The organism is Blastococcus xanthinilyticus (assembly GCF_008124835.1).
Classification (GTDB): Bacteria; Actinomycetota; Actinomycetes; order Mycobacteriales; family Geodermatophilaceae; genus Blastococcus; species Blastococcus xanthinilyticus.
Genome location: NZ_VNHW01000006.1, coordinates 63168 through 80858, shown reverse-complemented (window position 1 = coordinate 80858; position 17691 = coordinate 63168). Strand labels below are relative to the sequence as shown.

Sequence of the window (17691 nt, the reverse complement as noted above, 5' to 3'; positions counted from 1 at the left end):
GGCGACCCCGCCGGGGGCCCGGTCCTGGCGACCGGGCCCCCGGCCGCGTGTCGGCTACCGTGCCCGGGCACCCACGACGAGAACAGGCAACGCTGTGCAGCAGCTCCTCAACGGCATCTTCATCGGCTCGATCTACGCGCTGTTCGCCATCGGGTTCACCCTGGTCTTCGGCATCCTCGACCGGCTGAACCTCGCGCACCCCGCGGTCTTCGCGGCGTCGGCCTTCGTCGGCATCGAGCTGGTGGAGCGGGGCGGGCTGTCGCTGTGGGCGGCGCTGCCGATCGTCTTCGTCTTCGGCGCCGTCCTCGGCCTGGCCATCGAGCGCCTGGCGTTCCGGCCGCTGAAGGGCCGGGCCGACGCCCACTTCGCCGGGCTGATCTCCTCGATCGCGCTCGCCGGCATGTTCATCGCGCTCTTGCAGTGGCGGTACGGCCCCGACACCCGCCGCTTCCCGACCGGCTCGTTCCCCGACACCCGCTTCGAGATCGCCGGGGCCCAGGTGACGCTGGTCCAGGTGGTCATCCTGGCGGTCTCGCTCGCGCTGATGGTCGGCCTGACCTACATGGTCACCCGCACCCGGCTGGGCCGCGGCATGCGGGCGGTGGCGGAGAACCCGACGGCGGCGCGGGTGCTCGGCGTGAACGTCGACCGGGTCACCGCGATCACCTTCGCGATCTCCTCGGCCCTCGGCGCGGTCGCCGGCGTGCTCTTCGCCATCAACGTCAACACCGCGCAGCTCGGCATGGGCGCGGCGATCGAGCTGAAGGGTCTCGCGGTGATCATCGTCGGCGGCATGGGGTCGCTGCCCGGCGCGCTCATCGGCGGCCTGCTGCTGGGCCTCGCCGAGGTCTTCGCCGTCCAGTACATCGGCTCGTCGTGGATCGACGTCATCGCCTTCGGCCTGCTGTTCGTCATCCTCCTGCTGCGCCCGCAGGGCCTGCTGGGCGCGCGGAAGGTCCGGGAGGTCTGATGCTCGACGAGTACGCCACCACGCTGACCTTCATCGCCCTCGGGGCGATCTTCGCCTACTCCTTCTACGCGGTCCTGATCGCCGGCCAGCTGAGCCTCGGGCAGGCCGGCTTCGCCGCCCTCTCGGCGTTCGCCGGGGCCTACCTGGCGCCGAGCCCCACCGACGTCGGGGACGTCCCCGCGCTGCTGATCGCGGTGGCCATCGGCATGTCGGTCGGCGCGCTCGCCGCCGTCGTCCTCGGCCTCCCGACGATGCACCTGCGCGGGGTCTTCCTGGCCATCGCCACCCTCGGCTTCGCCGAGGCGGTGCGGGTGGTGCTGACCAACCAGGAGTGGACCGGCGGCGCGCAGGGCCTCGGGGTGCCGCGCGTCCTGACCGTCGGCATGGCCTGGCTGGCGCTGGGGCTGGTCGCGTACTGGTTCTGGCGCATGGGCCGCTCCCGGTACGGCCGCGCGCTCGAGGCCATCCGCGAGGACGAGCTCGCCGCCCGCGCCATGGGCATCGACGTGGGCCGCCACCGGCTGGCCGCGTTCGTCACCGCCGGCGCGGTCGCCGGGCTCTACGGCGTCCTCTACGCCTACTACGTCCGGCTCATCGCGCCGGACGACTTCGACTTCGTCGCCGCCGTCGAGGGCCTGGTCACCGCGGTGGTCGGCGGCTCGACGATGTTCCTCGGGCCGATCCTGGGCAGCGGGTTCCAGACGATCGTCCCCGAGATCCAGCGGGCCGTCGGCGTGGAGGCCGGCTGGATCCGGCCGTTCCTCGCCAGCCTGCTGCTGCTCGTCGTCATCCTCTTCCTGCCCGGCGGCCTGGCCAGCCTGATCCGGCGCCGCACCCGCCTGCCGGCCGGCGCCGCGGACGACGCCCGGGCGGACGCCGGCGAGGGTCCCGGCCGGGGCCTCGCCGGGCGGCACCACCCGGCGGCCGGCGAGCCGGTGGTCAGCCTCTCCGGGCTGGGCAAGGAGTACGGCGGGGTGCACGCCGTACGCGGCGTGGACCTGGAGATCCGGGCCGGCGAGGTCGTCGGCCTGATCGGCCCCAACGGTGCCGGCAAGACCACGCTGGTCAACATGATCAGCGGCCTGGTGCCGCCCAGCTCGGGCACCGCGACGGTGCTCGGCAGCACGATCGGCCGGACGCCGGTGCACCGGATCGCCGCGGCCGGGGTCAGCCGCACCTTCCAGCACTCCAAGCTGTTCAACCGGCTCTCGGCGCTGGAGAACGTCCTGGTCGGCGCCCACCTGGTCAGCCGGCCGACCTTCCTGCGCCGGCTGCTCTGGCTGCCGTCGGCGCGGCGGGACGAGCGGGCCGCGCTCCGGCAGGCGGTCCGCTGCCTCGACCGGGTCGGGCTGGCCGACCGGGCCGCCGCCCGCGCCGAGGCGCTGTCCTACGGCGACCAGCGCCGGCTCGAGATCGCCCGCGCGCTGGCGTCGGACCCGTCCCTGCTGATCCTGGACGAGCCGGCCGCCGGCATGAACCACGTGGAGGCCGCGCGGCTGTCGGAGCTGATCACCTCCCTCGCCCGGGACGGGCTGACCATCCTGTTCATCGAGCACAACGTCGGGATGGTGCTGCAGACCTGCACCCGCGTCGTCGTCCTGAACTTCGGCGAGGTCATCGCCAGCGGCGCCCCGGGGGAGATCGCCGCCGACCCGGCGGTCATCGAGGCCTACCTGGGGTCGGACGAGGACGACGCCGGCTCGGCCGGCTCGGGGGCCACCGCGGCCGGTCGCGACGCCGCACCTCCGGACGCGGTCACCAACCTGACCCCCGGCGCCGCCGGCACCCTGGACACACCGGACACCACCCCGAGGAACCCGACATGAGCGAGCCCATCCTCACCGTGGACGACCTGCGGGTGAGCTACGGGCGGGTCGAGGCCGTGCGGGGGGTCTCCTTCCAGGCCGCGCCGGGCTCGCTGGTGACGCTGGTCGGCGCCAACGGGGCGGGCAAGTCCTCGGTCATCAACGCCGTCTCGGGCATGCTCCGACCGGCGGGGGGACGGATCACGTTCGAGGGCCAGGACATCACCCGCACGCCGGCGCACAAGCTGGTCGGCCGCGGCCTGGTGCAGGTGCCCGAGGGGCGGCAGATCCTGGCCACCCTGACCATCGAGGAGAACCTCCAGATGGGCGCCTGGCACAGCGGCGGGCGCGGGCAGACCGGCGGCGAGGCCGCCGGCTCGGTCGAGGCCATGTACGACCGGTTCCCGGTGCTCGCCGAGCGGCGCGGCCTCCCGGCCGGTGCGCTGTCCGGAGGCGAGCAGCAGATGCTGGCGATCGCCCGGGCGCTGGTGGCCGCGCCGAAGGTGATGCTCATGGACGAGCCGTCGATGGGGCTGGCGCCCAAGATCGTCGACGAGGTCTTCCGGGTGATCGAGGAGATCCGCGCCTCGGGCACCACGGTGGTGCTGGTGGAGCAGAACGCCCGCCGGGCCCTGCGCGCCGCCGACCACGGGTACGTGCTGCAGAGCGGCGAGGTGGTGCACTCCGGCCCGGCCGCCGAGCTGCTGGCCGACGAGCGCATCGTGCAGGCCTACCTGGGCGTCGACAGCGCGAGCTGACGGGCGACCCGCCGGAACGGGCTCCCGCCGCGAACGAAGCGAGTGGTGGGGGGCACGGGGGTCCTCCTAAGGTCGGTCCGTGCCCGACTGCCCGTTCTGCCGCATGGTCGCCGGGGAGATCCCGGCCGACGTCGTCCACGACACCGAGCGCGTCCTGGCCTTCCGGGACATCAACCCGCAGGCGTCGACCCACGTGCTGGTCATCCCCAAGGAGCACCACCCGACGGCCGGCGCCCTGGCCGAGGCCGACCCGGCGCTGATGGGCGAGGTCGTCGCCGCCGCCCACGCGGTCGCCCGCCAGGAGGGCCTGGTCGCCGGCGACGGCGCCGAGCCGGGGTACCGGCTGGTCGCCAACACCGGCCCGGCCGCGGGCCAGACGGTGCACCACGTCCACCTGCACCTGCTCGGCGGCCGCGACCTCGGCTGGCCGCCCGGCTGACCGGCCCCGCGCGCGCCGTCGGCCCGGCCCGGTGGCCGTGGGAGCGGGGGCAGGGGCGGGCTGAGAGGGTGTGCCCATGTCCGAGAGCAGCAGCGCCCCCCTCCGCATCGAGCGCGACGGGGACGTCGCCGTCGTCGTCCTCGACAACCCGCCGCTGAACCTCTTCGACGCCGCGACGTTCGACGCGATGGAGACGGTGGCCGGCGAGCTGGTCGCGCTGACCGACCCGTCCCGGGCCGACCGGGCCCGCGCGGTGCTGGTCGAGGCCCGCGGCAAGGTCGTCTCCGGCGGGGTGGACGTCACCTACTTCCGCGACGTCGCCGAGGGCCCGGACCCGGCGCGGGTGGGCGGCGAGCTGTGGGCGCGGCTGCTGCGGGTGGCCAACACGATCGAGGACCTCCCGGTGCCGACCGTGTTCGCCGCGCACGGACTGACGCTGACCGCGGCCTTCGAGCTGGCGCTGTCCTGCGACATCCTGCTGGCCGCGGAGAAGGCGTCCTTCGGCCTGGTCGAGATCGTCGTCGGGCTCACGCCGTCGATGGGCGGCCCGCAGCGGCTGGCCGAGCGCGCCGGCGTGGCGCGGGCGAAGGAGCTCGTCTTCACCGGCGAGCGCTACCCGGCGGCGGTCCTGGAGCGGTGGAACGTGGTGAACCGGGTGCTGCCCGACGAGGGGTTCGCCGAGGCCGCCCGCGAGTACGCGCGCCGGGTGGCGGCCGGCCCCACGCTGGCGCACGCGGCGACCAAGCGGCTGGCGAACGTCGCCGTCCGCGAGGGGGCGCGGGCCGCCGACGCCCTGGTCCCGGAGGTCTCCGGGCCGCTGTTCGCCACCGAGGACCTGCGCGGGGCGGTGGCCTCGTTCCTGACCGAGGGGCCGGGGAAGGCGACGTACGCCGGACGCTGACCCCATGGGGCGAACCGGGATTCGGGTCGGCCGGCGCGGGTAGCATCGAGCCGGTCACCGTGCGGTTCCCGCACATCGCCGTCGCAGAGAGGCAGGGTCGAGGGTTCTTGCCCGACACCTCCCCGAACGTCCCCGTGCCCGGAGCACCCACGTCCCGTGAGGCCTCGGCGCAGGCCGCAGCGGCGGACGGCGCCTTCGCCGGACCGCCCGCCGGCTCCGCACCCACTCCGGTCCGGACGACCATCACCGTTCCCGACAGCGTGCCCATGGTCGCCCTCCTCGGGTCCGCCGACGAGCTGCTCCGGCTGGTCGAGGCCGAGGTCGACGCCGACGTCCACGTGCGCGGCAACGAGATCGCCGTCACCGGGCAGCCGGCCGACAACGCCTTCGCCGTCCGCGTCTTCGACGAGCTGATCGCGCTGATCGGCACCGGGCAGGCGCTGCGCCCCGACTCGGTGCGCCGGGTCGTCGCCATGCTCAAGGCCGGTGGCTCCGAGCGCCCGGCCGACGTGCTGAGCCTGGACATCATCAGCCGGCGCGGGCGCACCATCCGGCCCAAGACGCTGAACCAGAAGCGCTACGTCGACGCGATCGACGAGCACACGATCGTCTTCGGCATCGGCCCGGCCGGCACCGGCAAGACCTACCTCGCCATGGCCAAGGCGGTGCAGGCGCTGACGACCAAGCAGGTCAACCGGATCATCCTGACCCGCCCGGCGGTCGAGGCGGGGGAGCGGCTGGGCTACCTGCCCGGCACGCTGTCGGAGAAGATCGACCCCTACCTGCGGCCGCTGTACGACGCGCTGCACGACATGGTCGACCCCGAGTCGATTCCTCGATTGATGCAATCGGGAACAATTGAAGTAGCGCCATTAGCGTATATGCGGGGTAGGACGCTCAATGACGCATTCGTCATTCTCGACGAGGCTCAGAATACTACCGCGGAACAGATGAAGATGTTCCTCACCCGGCTGGGCTTCGGCTCGAAGATCGTGGTGACCGGTGACGTCACGCAGGTCGATCTGCCCGGTGGTGCGCAGAGCGGGCTGAAGATCGTGCGCGAGATCCTCGACGGTGTCGAGGACGTGCACTTCGCCAACCTGACCAGCTCCGACGTGGTCCGCCACCGGCTGGTCGGCGACATCGTCGACGCCTACGAGCGCTGGGACGCCACCCGGCAGCCCGCACCGACCCGACCCGCCGCCGGCGCGCCGGCACGACCGTCCCGGCCGCGCCGGCAGGGGAGCTGACCGCCGTGCCCGTCGAGGTGTCCAACGAGTGCGAGATCGCGGTGGACGAGGCCGAGATCTCCGGCATCTGCCGGTTCGTGCTCGGCGAGATGGAGATCAACCCGATGGCCGAGCTGTCGGTGCTCTGCGTCGACGTCGACTACATGAGCAGCCTGCACGAGCGCTGGATGGGGGAGAAGGGCCCGACAGACGTCCTCGCCTTCCCCATGGACGAGTTCGACACCGGCCGGCCCGACGACCCGGACCCCGGCCCCGCGCTGCTCGGCGACATCGTGCTGTGCCCCGCGGTCGCCGTCCGGCAGGCCCGCGCCGCCGGCCACTCGATGGACGACGAGCTGGTGCTGCTGGCCACCCACGGCGTGCTGCACCTCCTGGGCTACGACCACATGGAGCCCGACGAGGAGAAGGAGATGTTCGACCTCCAGGCGCGGCTCATCGAGTCGTGGAAGGCCGCGCCGCGCGAACCCGTGACCGGGGCTCCGGCCACCACCCGTGACCCCGGCTCGCCCCGTCAGGGGACCGTCCCCTCATGACCGGCTCCGCGATCACGATGCTGGTGGTCGCCGTCTGCCTCGTCCTCCTCGCGGGGGTCTTCGGTGCCATGGACGCCGCCCTGCAGCGGGTGTCCAAGGCGCGGGTGGAGGAGCTGCGCCGCGACGGCGTGAAGCGGGCGGCGGCGCTGGAGGAGGTCGTCGGCGAGCGGGCGCGGCACGTCTCGCTCCTGCTGCTGCTGCGGATCCTCTGCGAGATGCTCGCGGCGGTGCTGGTCACCGTCCTGCTCTACGGCGTGTGGGGTGGTGGCTGGCGCACGTTCCTCACCGCCGCCGGTGTGCTCACCCTCGTCAGCTACGTCCTCGTCGGCGTCGGCCCGCGCACGCTCGGCCGCCAGCACGCCTACGGGACGGCGCTGGCCACCGCAGGCGTCGTGCGGCTGCTCGGCCGGGTGCTGGGCCCGGTGGCCACGCTGCTGATCCTCGTCGGCAACGCCATCACCCCCGGCCGCGGCTTCCGCGACGGCCCGTTCTCCTCCGAGGTCGAGCTGCGCGAGCTGGTCGACATGGCCGAGGAGCGCGGCGTGGTCGAGTCAGGCGAGCGGAACATGATCCACTCGGTGTTCGAGCTGGGCGACACGATCGCCCGCGAGGTCATGGTCCCGCGCACCGACGTCGTCTGGATAGAGCGCACCAAGACCGTGCGGCAGGCGCTGGCGCTGGCGCTGCGCAGCGGCTTCAGCCGGATCCCGGTCATCGGCGAGAACGTCGACGACGTGGTCGGCGTCGTCTACCTCAAGGACCTGGTCCGCCGCTCGCAGCACGGCGCCGACCAGCGCGGGCCGCGGGTGGAGGAGCTGATGCGCCCGCCGACGTTCGTGCCGGAGTCCAAGCCGGTCGACGAGCTGCTGCGCGACATGCAGGCCCAGCGGATCCACATCGCGATCGTGGTCGACGAGTACGGCGGCTTCGCCGGCCTGGTGACCATCGAGGACATCCTCGAGGAGATCGTCGGGGAGATCGCCGACGAGCACGACCGCTTCCAGCGGCCCGAGGTCGAGCAGCTCGAGGACGGCTCGATGCGGGTCATCGCGCGGCTGCCGGTCCAGGACCTCGCCCAGCTGTTCCCCGGCGTGGAGCTCACCGAGGACGACGATGTCGAGACCGTCGGCGGCCTGCTGGCCCGCGAACTCGGCCGGGTGCCGATCGAGGGCGCGGCGGCCGAGGTCGGCGGCCTGCGGCTGGTCGCCGAGAGCACCGGCGGACGGCGCAACCGGATCGACACCCTGCTGGTGTGCCGGCTGCCCGAGCCGTCGGAGGACGACGAGGAGAGCACCGAGGAGCCGCAGGCGTCGGGGGCCACCCGCGCGGAGCTGCCGGCCTCCGTGGAAGGCTGACGCCTCGTGGCTGACCTGCACCCCGAGGACGCGAAGCTCGTGACCCTGGCCCGCTCGGCGCGTGGCCGCACCGGTGCGCCGGAGGGCGCCGCGGTGCGGGACACCGACGGCCGCACCTACGTCGCGGCGAGCGTCGCGCTGCCGTCGCTGCGGCTGTCCGCCCTGCAGGCCGCGGTCGCCGCCGCCGTCTCCAGCGGGGTCGAGGGTCTGGAGGCCGCGGTGGTCGTCTCCGCCGCCGACGCGGTCGAGCAGGAGGGGCTGGCCGCCGTGCACGACCTCACGGCGGGCGCCCCGGTGCACCTGGCCGGGCCCGACGGGGTCGTGCGCGCCACCGTCTAGCGGGACAGCACCGTCTAGCGGACAGCAGCGTCTAGCGGGACAGCGGGACGCCGACGGCGTCCGCGAAGGCCTCCGGATCGCGCACCCGCAGGGTGACCGCCGCGGCGCCGTCCTCGGCCCGGTAGCGGACCGCGACCCGCGTGCGCCCCGGCCACCAGCCGCCGCGGTCCGCCGGCCGCGGCCACTCCGGCGGGGCGCCGCCGGCACGGACCTCCTGCACCAGGGCCGAGGGCAGGACGGTGGCGGGGTCGGTCCGCCGGCCGGCGACGTCGAAGGACATGCCGGAGTCGGAGACGGTCAGCCGGCCGGTGCTCAGCGCGTACAGGGCGGCGCCGGCTGCCAGCGCCAGGGGCAGCTCGCCCCGGGCGGCCGGCCACCCGCCGGTCCAGGCGAACAGCGCCAGCCACACGGCGACGACGGTGAGGGCGAGCACGGCGGCCAGCGGCCCGCCCGGCCGGTACTGCCAGTAGCGCAGCGGCGCGGGGACGACGGTCGCCGAGCGCTTCGGCCCCCAGCCGGCCACGAACCGGTGACGCGACACCTGCTCGACGTGCTGCCGGCGCGCGCGGTCCACCGCGGCCCGGGGTGGACGCGACCCGTCCCGCTGTCGTCCTGCCACGACGGCGATCATCCCAGCCGAGCCGGGGTCACCGGACTCCCAGGGCGCGAGGGGTGCCGTGGCAGGTTCCTTGCGGACGACGTCGGCCCTGCCACTGTCGGCGGAGCGCCGGGCGGACGATCGTCGAGGCGTGACGACGCTGCTGTTCCTCCTCCTGCTCGTCCTGGCGCTGCGGGCGCTGGGGCGCGGGCCCGGACGACGTCCCCGCGACCCGGCCGGCTCCTGGTCCGAGGCCGGCCGGCGGCTGGCCCGCGACGTCCTGGCCGGCGTCCGTGCGCTCAGCCGGCTCGCCGCCGCACGCCGCGACCGGGTGGGCTCGCCCTGGTCCTGACGACCCGCCACCCGCCCGCTCCGGGGGCCCTCCTCGCGGGCCGGGAGCGCTGCCGGACACCGGGAGCGCGAGGAACACTCCGGGAGCGGGGCCCGGGATGTCGGCGGCCGGTGGGAGACTGGCCGGGTGAGCAGCCCTGAGCAGACGCCGCACCGCAGCGGTTTCGTCGCCCTGGTGGGCCGCCCCAACGCCGGGAAGACCACGCTGACCAACGCGATGGTCGGCGAGAAGGTCGGCATCGTCAGCAACCGCCCGCAGACCACCCGGCACGCCATCCGCGGCGTCGTCCACCGGGCCGGCGGGCAGATCGTCCTCGTCGACACCCCGGGGCTGCACAAGCCCAAGAGCCTGCTGGGCAAGCGGCTCAACGACGTCGTCCGCGACACGCTCTCCGACGTCGACGTGATCGTGTTCTGCATCCCGGCCGACCAGCCGGTGGGCACCGGTGACAAGTTCATCGCCCGCCAGCTCGCCGAGGTGAAGGCGCCGGTTGTCGTGGTCGTGACCAAGACCGACGCCGCGGCGAAGAAGCAGGTCGCCGAGCAGCTCGTCGCCGCCAGCCAGCTGGTCGAGGCCGCCGAGCTGGTGCCGGTCAGCGCCGTCCGGGGTGACCAGGTCGAGCTGCTGGAGGACCTGCTGGTGGGGCTGCTGCCCGAGGGCCCGCCGCTGTACCCGCAGGAGCAGACCACCGACGAGGACGTCGAGCGGCAGATCGCCGAGCTGGTCCGCGAGGCGGCGCTGGAGAAGGTGCGCCAGGAGGTGCCGCACTCCCTGGCCGTCACCGTGGAGGAGCTGAACCGGCGCCCCGACCCGAAGCGCCCCGGCGCCGAGCTGGTGGAGGTGCACGCGCTGCTGCACTGCGAGCGCCCCAGCCAGAAGCCGATGCTGCTGGGCAAGGGCGGGTCGATCATCAAGGCGATCGGCAGCGAGGCGCGGATGGGCATGGAGACGCTGCTCGGCGCCCGGGTGCACCTGGAGCTGCACGTCACCGTGCTGGGCGAGTGGCAGGACGACCCGAAGAAGCTGAACCGGCTGGGCTACTGAGGTGAGCGCGCACACCCCGAAGGCCCTCTACCGGGACGAGGGCATCGTCCTGCGCACGCAGAAGCTCGGTGAGGCCGACCGGATCATCACCGTGCTCACCCGGCGCACCGGGAAGGTGCGCGCGGTGGCCAAGGGCGTGCGCCGCACCAAGAGCAAGTTCGGCGCCCGACTGGAGCCGTTCACGCACGTCGACCTGCAGCTCTACACCGGCCGCAACCTGGACATCGTCAGCCAGGCGGAGTCGATCCGCGCCTACGGCCAGGAGGTCGTCGCCGACTACCCCGCCTACACCGCCGGCACCGCCGTCCTGGAGACCGCCGACCGGCTCACCGCCGAGGAGAAGGAGCCATCGCTCCGGATGTTCCTGCTGGTGGTCGGCGCGCTGCGGGCGCTGGGGGAGAAGTCGCACCCGGCGCCGCTGGTGCTCGACGCCTTCCTGCTGCGGGCCATGTCGGTGGCCGGCTGGGAGCCGGCGCTGGCGGAGTGCGCACGCTGCGGTGAGGCCGGACCGCACCGGCACTTCTCGGTCCCGGCCGGCGGCACCGTCTGCCCCGCGTGCCGGCCCACCGGGTCGGCGATGCCGAGCCCGGTCACCATCGAGCTGCTCGACTCCCTGCTCACCGGCGACTGGGCGCGGGCCGAGGCGAGCCAGGGCATCAACCGCCGGGAGGGCAGCGGGCTGGTGGCCGCGATGCTGCAGTGGCACCTGGAGCGCGGGCTGCGCTCGCTGCCGCTGGTCGACCGCTCCGAGTCGGCCCCGCGCCGGGAAGCGAGCCTGCTCAGTGAGGCGTGAGGTCAAGCCCCCGAACCCGCACCCGTCCGGCGTCCGGCCACCGCAGCTGCCCGCGGACAAGGTGCCCCGGCACGTCGCCCTGGTCATGGACGGCAACGGCCGGTGGGCCAAGCAGCGCGGGCTGCCGCGCACGGCCGGCCACGAGGCGGGGGAGTCCTCGCTGTTCGACTGCGTCGAGGGCGCGATCGAGCTGGGTGTGAAGGCGATCAGCGCCTACGCGTTCTCCACGGAGAACTGGCGGCGCAGCCCCGAGGAGGTGCGGTTTCTCATGGGCTTCAACCGCGACGTCATCCGACGCCGCCGCGACGAGATGCACGAGCTCGGCGTGCGGGTGCGCTGGGCCGGCCGCCGGCCGCGGTTGTGGCGCAGCGTCATCAAGGAGCTCGAGATGGCCGAGGAGCTCACCCGGGACAACGACGTCCTCACCCTGACCATGTGCGTGAACTACGGCGGGCGGGCCGAGATCGCCGACGCCGCCGCGGCCATCGCCCGCGAGGTCGCCGCGGGCCGGCTGAACCCGGACAAGGTCGACGAATCGACCGTCGCCCGCTTCCTCGACGAGCCCGACATGGAGGACGTCGACCTGTTCGTGCGCAGCTCGGGGGAGAACCGCACGAGCAACTTCCTGCTCTGGCAGTCGGCCTACGCGGAGTTCGTCTTCCTCGACACGCTCTGGCCCGACTTCGACCGCCGGCACCTGTGGGCGGCGTGCGAGGAGTTCGCCGCTCGCCAGCGCCGGTTCGGCAGCGCCTGACCGTGTTCGCCGTGACCCGTTTCCGCACCGCCGACGCGGCGGCGCTGACCGCCGACGTGGCGGCGCTGCTGGCCGCGCTCCGCGCCCGGCCCGGGTTCCGCGACGGGGAGTTCGGCCGCTCGGCCGACGACCCGGAGCTCTGGGCGCTGGTCACCCGCTGGGACGGCGTGGGCGCCTACCGCCGCGCGCTCTCCGCCGCGGAGGTGAAGATCACCGGCGCGCCGGTGTGGGTGCACGCCGTGGACGAGCCCGGCGTCTACATCACCGACTGACGGCCATCACCCGGGAGCACCGCCGCCCGGGGAGCGGGAGGGAGCAGACGTGCTGCTGCTCGTCGTGGGCGCCGTCGTGGTCTGCGCCGCGGCCGTCCTGGGCGGCATCACCGGTTTCGGCTTCGCGCTGGTGTGCACGCCGCTGCTGCTGCTCGCCGGGTTCCCGCTGGCCGAGGTGGTGGTCGTCAACCTCACGATCGGCCTGGTCACCCGGCTGGTGGTCGCCGTCAAGTTCCGGGACGCCGTCGACCGGCGGCGCGCCACCGCCCTCGTGGTCGGCTGCGTCCCGGGGCTGCTGCTCGGTGCGGCCACCCGGACGGTGGTCGACGGGCCGGTGCTGGAGATGACCGCCGGCGGGGTGGCGGTGCTCGTGGCCGGCTACCTGCTCCTCCGGCCGCCTGCTTCCCGGCCGGCCGGAGCGGCACCGCGCTCACGGCTGCCGGCCGGCGGGGCCGGGATGCTCGGCGGGTTCCTGGGCATCACGACGTCGCTGAACGGGCCGCCGCCGGTCATCCTGCTGTCCCGGCAGCAGGCGGTTCCCCGGCAGTTCGTCGCCGATCTGGCGGTCTACTTCGTAGCCTGCAACGCCCTCGCACTGCTGCTCATCGGGCTCACCGGCGACCTGGCCGCGGACCGCGTGGGCTGGTTGCTGGCCTGCTGGCTGCCGGGGGCGCTGATCGGGAACGCGCTCGGCACGGCGCTGGGCGGACGGGTGCCGGCGGCGCTCTTCGGCCGCCTGACGCTGGGCCTGGTGCTGGTCACCGGCGCCACCACGGTGATCCGGGCGGTCACCGGCGGCTGAGCCCCGGTCACCTGCCGAGGGCCAGCCAGCCGGTGCGCCGCGGGCGCAGGTGCGCCGCACCCGGAACCGGCGGTCCCGCCCGTCGCTCCCGCGCCGGAGCGCCCCGGGGCCTACGGTCGGCCGGTGGTCAGCCGCTCCTGCACCGCCCGGTACGCCCGGCGACGCAAGCGCCGCATGGACGCCGTCGAGCACGACCTGAGCCCTGGGCAGTGGGCCCTGCTGCAGAAGGCCTGGAACGGCTGCGCCTACTGCGGCGCGACCGGCGTCCCGTTGCAGCGGGACTGCGTGCTGGCCCTGTCCCGCGGCGGCCGGTACACGCTGGAGAACATCGTCCCTGCCTGCGGCTCCTGCAACGCCAGCAAGTGCAACGACGAGGTCACCGGCTGGCTGCGGCGCAAGCGGCTGGACGAGCGGGCCTTCCTGGTGCGGCACGCCGAGGTCCGGATGCTGCTGGCGCAGCAGTTCGCCGGGGACGCCGACGAGTGGGCCCCCGCGGGCCGGGAGGCGTAGACCGCGGAGCGGCTGAGCCCGGGTCGAGGCCCGGCCCGGTCGGGGCTAGGGCGTGCGGTAGCCGGGGTCGGCGCCGCCCACGGTGATCTGGTAGGTCACATCGACCTCGAAGCCGTGGCCGTCGCCGCCCGCCGCGTGCACCTCGTGCGGCCCCGGTGACAGCGGGCCGATCAGCGCCCACAGGCCCCACACGGTCGTCGGGGTCGGGGTCTTGCGCGACGTCACGCCGTTCAGGCGGGCACCGGCGACGACGAACGGCTCGGGGGTCCCGATCGTCGCAAGCTCCCACTGCCTGCCGTCGACCGTGAGCGATCCCCATGCGTCCTCGACGACGGGCGCCGGCCCGGTCGAGGGGTACTCCCACATGTTGAACGCCGGCAGGAACAGCTCTCGGCCGGCCGGCACGAAGCAACGGCGCAGCACCCGCTTGCCGTAGGAGCCGGCGAGGAACCAGACGTCGTCGGGCTGGTTGACCGCGGCGTGCTCGCCCGTGGCGTCGTCCAGCGGGTTCTTGAGGGGGCCGGCGGAGGCGACCCACCGGACCCAGCGCGCAGCCAGTCCTTCGGCCGACCGCGAATCATAGGGCAGCACGGGTACGTCCGAGGACGGCGCGGCGCGGCGCGAGAAGAGCGGCATGAGCGCGGACCCTAGGGTGTTGGGCCCGTGCGACGCGCATGCGCGCGCGGCGTGTCCGGGCACCGGGACCGGCGGGGTCCGCGGCCGACCGTCGGCCGGGAGCGCAGCAGGCGGCGGCTAACGTCTAGGGGTCACCCGCCGACCGCCAGCCGGATGGAGTTCCTCTCCGTGAGCACCGCCAAGCACGACCCCGCCCGCCTCGACAAGGTCGTCAACCTCTGCAAGCGACGGGGATTCGTCTTCCCGTCCGGCGAGATCTACGGCGGCACCCGCTCCGCCTGGGACTACGGGCCGCTGGGCGTCGAGCTCAAGGAGAACATCAAGAAGCAGTGGTGGCGCACCGTCGTCCAGAGCCGGGACGACATCGTCGGCCTGGACTCCTCGGTGATCCTGCCGCGGCAGACCTGGGTGGCGTCGGGCCACGTCGGTGTCTTCACCGACCCGCTGACCGAGTGCCAGAGCTGCCACAAGCGGTTCCGGGCCGACCACCTGGAAGAGGCCTACGAGGAGAAGAAGGGCCGGCTGCCGGAGAACGGCCTGGCCGACATCACCTGCCCGAACTGCGGCACCAAGGGCGCGTGGACCGAGCCGCGCGACTTCAACATGATGCTCAAGACCTACCTCGGCCCGATCGAGGACGAGTCCGGCCTGCACTACCTGCGCCCCGAGACCGCCCAGGGCATCTTCGTCAACTTCGCCAACGTCATGGGTGCCGCGCGCAAGAAGCCGCCGTTCGGCATCGGCCAGATCGGCAAGTCGTTCCGCAACGAGATCACGCCGGGCAACTTCATCTTCCGGACCCGTGAGTTCGAGCAGATGGAGATGGAGTTCTTCGTCGAGCCCGGCACCGACGAGGAGTGGCACCAGTACTGGATCGACGAGCGCACCCGCTGGTACACCGACCTGGGCATCGACCCGGAGAACCTGCGGCACTACGAGCACGCGAAGGAGAAGCTGTCGCACTACTCGAAGCGCACCGTCGACATCGAGTACCGCTTCGGCTTCCAGGGCTCGGAGTGGGGTGAGCTCGAGGGGATCGCCAACCGCACCGACTTCGACCTGTCGACGCACTCGGAGCACTCGGGCACCGACCTGTCCTACTTCGACCAGGCGAGCAACACCCGCTGGACGCCGTACGTGATCGAGCCGGCGGCCGGCCTCACCCGCTCGCTGATGGCCTTCCTCGTCGAGGCCTACACCGAGGACGAGGCGCCCAACGCCAAGGGCGGGGTCGACGTCCGCACCGTCCTGAAGCTCGACCCGCGGCTGGCGCCGGTGAAGGCCGCCGTCCTGCCGCTGTCGCGCAACGCCGACCTCTCGCCCAAGGCCAAGGACCTCGCGGCCGCGCTGCGGCGGAACTGGAACGTCGACTTCGACGACGCCGGCGCCATCGGCCGCCGGTACCGCCGCCAGGACGAGGTCGGGACGCCGTTCTGCATCACCGTCGACTTCGACACCCTCGAGGACCAGGCGGTGACCATCCGCGAGCGCGACTCGATGAGCCAGGAGCGGGTCGCCCTCGACCAGGTCGAGTCCTACCTCGGAGCCCGTCTGCCCGGCTGCTGACCGCCGCTCCGCGTTCACCGACGGCCGGCTCCCGCAACGGGAGCCGGCCGTCGGTGCATGCGGGGGCCGATCGGCCGGCGTTGTCCCTCCACCGGACATCTGGCGCTCCGGAACAGCGGACCACGGGGCATCGGTGGCCCCGGACGCGTCCTGAGCCGACGGCGCGCACCGTCGCGTCCGACGCCCTCGCGGCCCGGGGTCAGACGTCGTCGACCCACCAGGTGTCGTGCCGCGCGTAGAACTCCGCCATCTCCTCGTCGGTAGGCCGCTGCCCGCCGTGGGCCAGGTGTGCCAGGCCCTCGAAGTAGCGCTCCCGCGGTGCACCGGGGGAGAAGAGGATGAGCATCGAGGCGGGTTCGCCGGATTCGTTGCGGAAGCCGTGGATCCCGCCCTCCGGTACGAAGGCGAAGTCGCCGGGCCGGGCCTCGGACCACGTCCGCCCGTCGTGGATCCGCACCACACCGTCGAGGACGAAGAACGACTCGGAGATGGTCCGGTGCACGTGCGGGACCGGGCCGCTGGGCTCGGGGCCCATGTTCCAGCGGTAGAGCCCGTAGTCGCCGCGGGTGCCGGCGCCCGTGGCGAGGTACTCGCACGATCCCCGGCCGGTGACCAGGTCCGGCGGCGACCCGGCGCGCCGCCAGCGCGCCGACGCCTTCGGCGGCCCGGCGTGCCGGTCCGGCGGGTAGGTCTCGGGCGGCGGGAAGAAGGACATCGGCGGACCCTTCGCGACGGCAGCCGGGGAGGGACCGTATCCACCGGGCGGGCACCGCGGGGCGTCCGGAGCCGCGCCGGGCCCGGAGTGACCCGGGTCGCCGCCTACCCTGGGTGCCGTGACCAGCACGCTCGAGCCGACGACGACGGCGCTCCCGCCGCTGCGGCTCGGGGCGCTCGCCGTCGACCCCGCCGTCGTGCTCGCGCCCATGGCCGGCATCACCAACCCGGCGTTCCGCACGCTGTGCCGGGAGTTCGGGGCCGGGCTGTACGTCTGCGAGATGATCACCACGCGGGCGCTGGTCGAGCGCAACGACAAGACGCTGCGCATGATCCGGGCCACCGCGGACGAGAAGGACGCCTTCTCCGTGCAGCTCTACGGCGTCGACCCGGTGACGGTCGGCCGCGCGGTGGAGATGCTCGTCGACGAGGGCGTCGCCGGCACCCGCCCGGCGCACATCGACCTGAACTTCGGCTGCCCGGTGCCCAAGGTGACCCGCAAGGGCGGCGGCTCCGCGCTGCCGTGGCGCCGCGTGCTGCTGCAGAACATCGTCCGCGCGGCGGTGCGGGCGGCTCGCGACGTCCCGGTCACCATCAAGACCCGCATCGGCATCGACGCCGACCACGTCACCTACCTCGACGCCGGCCGGATCGCCCAGGACGAGGGCGCCGCGGCGATCACGCTGCACGGCCGCACCGCCGACCAGCTCTACAGCGGCTCCGCCGACTGGGCGCCGATCGCCCGGCTCGTGGAGGCGGTCGACATCCCGGTGCTCGGCAACGGCGACATCTGGGAGGCCGACGACGCGCTGCGCATGGTCGCCGAGACCGGTTGCGCGGGCGTGGTCATCGGCCGCGGCTGCCTGGGCCGCCCCTGGCTGTTCGGTGACCTCGCCGCCGCGTTCGCCGGCGAGAGCCGCCGGGCGCTGCCCACCTTTGGCGAGGTCGCCGCGATCATGCACCGGCACGCCACGCTGCTGGCCGCCGAGCACGGCGAGCGGCACGGCTGCAGCGACTTCCGCAAGCACGTGGCCTGGTACCTCAAGGGCTTCTCGGTGGGCGGTGACGTGCGGCGGGCGCTGGCGATGGTCAGCGGCCTCGACGAGCTCGCCGAGCTGCTCGCCGGCATCCCCGACCAGCCGTACCCGACCGCCGTCCTCGGGGCGCCGCGCGGGCGCACCACCGCCCGGCGGCCGGTCGCCCTGCCCGAGGGCTGGCTCACCGACCGCGACGACCCCCGGCCCCCCGTGGGCGCTGAACTGGAGACGAGCGGCGGATGACCGTCCCCACCGGAGTCGAG

Annotated in this window: 21 protein-coding genes; 18 read left to right on the top strand and 3 right to left on the bottom strand. The window is 73.8% G+C overall.

The features are described 5' to 3' along the window. Positions 1-94 precede the first annotated feature (94 nt). The 9 genes from BD833_RS10855 to BD833_RS10815 all read left to right on the top strand — a co-directional run bounded on the left by BD833_RS10855 (position 95) and on the right by BD833_RS10815 (position 8350). A complete protein-coding gene (locus BD833_RS10855; protein ID WP_166533162.1) occupies positions 95-970 on the top strand; it encodes a branched-chain amino acid ABC transporter permease in 876 nt (291 codons plus the stop codon). Next, on the top strand, positions 970-2796 hold the full coding sequence (locus BD833_RS10850; protein WP_166533161.1) for a branched-chain amino acid ABC transporter ATP-binding protein/permease: 1827 nt from the start codon (positions 970-972) through the stop codon (positions 2794-2796). The genes BD833_RS10855 and BD833_RS10850 overlap by 1 nt, the downstream gene beginning before the upstream one ends. Then, positions 2793-3533 (top strand): ABC transporter ATP-binding protein, encoded by a 741-nt coding sequence (locus BD833_RS10845; protein ID WP_166533160.1) that lies wholly within the window; start codon positions 2793-2795, stop codon positions 3531-3533. Before BD833_RS10850 ends, BD833_RS10845 begins: the two co-directional genes overlap by 4 nt. A gap of 79 nt (positions 3534-3612) precedes the next feature. Beyond that, on the top strand, positions 3613-3972 hold the full coding sequence (locus BD833_RS10840) for a histidine triad nucleotide-binding protein (protein WP_243737589.1): 360 nt from the start codon (positions 3613-3615) through the stop codon (positions 3970-3972). Positions 3973-4048: 76 nt separating this feature from the next. Beyond that, a complete protein-coding gene (locus BD833_RS10835; protein WP_166533159.1) occupies positions 4049-4873 on the top strand; it encodes an enoyl-CoA hydratase/isomerase family protein in 825 nt (274 codons plus the stop codon). Between the two features lie 107 nt (positions 4874-4980). Next, positions 4981-6123, top strand: a complete 1143-nt coding sequence (locus BD833_RS10830; RefSeq protein WP_243737588.1) for a PhoH family protein — start codon at positions 4981-4983, stop codon at positions 6121-6123. Positions 6124-6128: 5 nt separating this feature from the next. Continuing rightward, the gene (gene ybeY, locus BD833_RS10825) at positions 6129-6656 is read left to right on the top strand and encodes an rRNA maturation RNase YbeY (protein ID WP_166533158.1); all 528 of its coding nucleotides are present in this window, start codon (positions 6129-6131) and stop codon (positions 6654-6656) included. Continuing rightward, on the top strand, positions 6653-8011 hold the full coding sequence (locus BD833_RS10820; RefSeq protein WP_166533157.1) for a hemolysin family protein: 1359 nt from the start codon (positions 6653-6655) through the stop codon (positions 8009-8011). Before ybeY ends, BD833_RS10820 begins: the two co-directional genes overlap by 4 nt. Before the next feature lie 6 nt (positions 8012-8017). Then, positions 8018-8350: a cytidine deaminase gene (locus BD833_RS10815; protein WP_166533156.1), complete on the top strand. Its 333-nt coding sequence runs from the start codon at positions 8018-8020 to the stop codon at positions 8348-8350. A gap of 31 nt (positions 8351-8381) precedes the next feature. On the opposite strand, the gene BD833_RS10810 is transcribed toward BD833_RS10815, so the two are convergent. Then, positions 8382-8924 carry a hypothetical protein gene (locus BD833_RS10810; RefSeq protein WP_166533155.1) on the bottom strand — a complete coding sequence of 181 codons (543 nt, stop codon included), beginning with the start codon at positions 8922-8924 and terminating at the stop codon, positions 8382-8384. A 175-nt stretch (positions 8925-9099) separates the two neighbouring features. On the opposite strand from BD833_RS10810, the gene BD833_RS10805 reads away from it, so the two are divergent. The 7 genes from BD833_RS10805 to BD833_RS10775 all read left to right on the top strand — a co-directional run bounded on the left by BD833_RS10805 (position 9100) and on the right by BD833_RS10775 (position 13475). Beyond that, positions 9100-9300: a hypothetical protein gene (locus tag BD833_RS10805; protein ID WP_166533154.1), complete on the top strand. Its 201-nt coding sequence runs from the start codon at positions 9100-9102 to the stop codon at positions 9298-9300. Between the two features lie 126 nt (positions 9301-9426). Then, positions 9427-10344, top strand: a complete 918-nt coding sequence (era, locus tag BD833_RS10800; protein ID WP_166533153.1) for a GTPase Era — start codon at positions 9427-9429, stop codon at positions 10342-10344. A 1-nt stretch (position 10345) separates the two neighbouring features. Further along, on the top strand, positions 10346-11137 hold the full coding sequence (gene recO, locus BD833_RS10795; RefSeq protein ID WP_166533152.1) for a DNA repair protein RecO: 792 nt from the start codon (positions 10346-10348) through the stop codon (positions 11135-11137). Further along, complete coding sequence (locus BD833_RS10790) at positions 11127-11891, top strand: isoprenyl transferase (RefSeq protein WP_166533151.1); 765 nt, start codon at positions 11127-11129, stop codon at positions 11889-11891. Before recO ends, BD833_RS10790 begins: the two co-directional genes overlap by 11 nt. Before the next feature lie 11 nt (positions 11892-11902). Then, entirely contained in the window at positions 11903-12163 is a 261-nt protein-coding gene (locus BD833_RS10785) for an antibiotic biosynthesis monooxygenase (RefSeq protein ID WP_243737587.1), read from the top strand. 49 nt (positions 12164-12212) lie between these two features. Continuing rightward, positions 12213-12965 (top strand): sulfite exporter TauE/SafE family protein, encoded by a 753-nt coding sequence (locus tag BD833_RS10780; RefSeq protein WP_166533149.1) that lies wholly within the window; start codon positions 12213-12215, stop codon positions 12963-12965. 123 nt (positions 12966-13088) lie between these two features. After that, positions 13089-13475 (top strand): HNH endonuclease, encoded by a 387-nt coding sequence (locus BD833_RS10775; protein ID WP_243737586.1) that lies wholly within the window; start codon positions 13089-13091, stop codon positions 13473-13475. A 45-nt stretch (positions 13476-13520) separates the two neighbouring features. Here the strand turns inward: BD833_RS10775 and BD833_RS10770 are convergent, their stop codons facing one another. Then, positions 13521-14111, bottom strand: a complete 591-nt coding sequence (locus BD833_RS10770; RefSeq protein ID WP_208092581.1) for a hypothetical protein — start codon at positions 14109-14111, stop codon at positions 13521-13523. 168 nt (positions 14112-14279) lie between these two features. Between BD833_RS10770 and BD833_RS10765 the strand changes: the two genes are divergently transcribed. Then, on the top strand, positions 14280-15677 hold the full coding sequence (locus BD833_RS10765; RefSeq protein WP_279536012.1) for a glycine--tRNA ligase: 1398 nt from the start codon (positions 14280-14282) through the stop codon (positions 15675-15677). Between the two features lie 199 nt (positions 15678-15876). Here BD833_RS10765 and BD833_RS10760 read toward each other — a convergent pair whose 3' ends face one another. Next, on the bottom strand, positions 15877-16392 hold the full coding sequence (locus tag BD833_RS10760; RefSeq protein WP_166533147.1) for a cupin domain-containing protein: 516 nt from the start codon (positions 16390-16392) through the stop codon (positions 15877-15879). A gap of 118 nt (positions 16393-16510) precedes the next feature. On the opposite strand from BD833_RS10760, the gene dusB reads away from it, so the two are divergent. Continuing rightward, entirely contained in the window at positions 16511-17671 is a 1161-nt protein-coding gene (gene dusB, locus BD833_RS10755) for a tRNA dihydrouridine synthase DusB (protein ID WP_166533146.1), read from the top strand. Positions 17672-17691 lie beyond the last annotated feature (20 nt).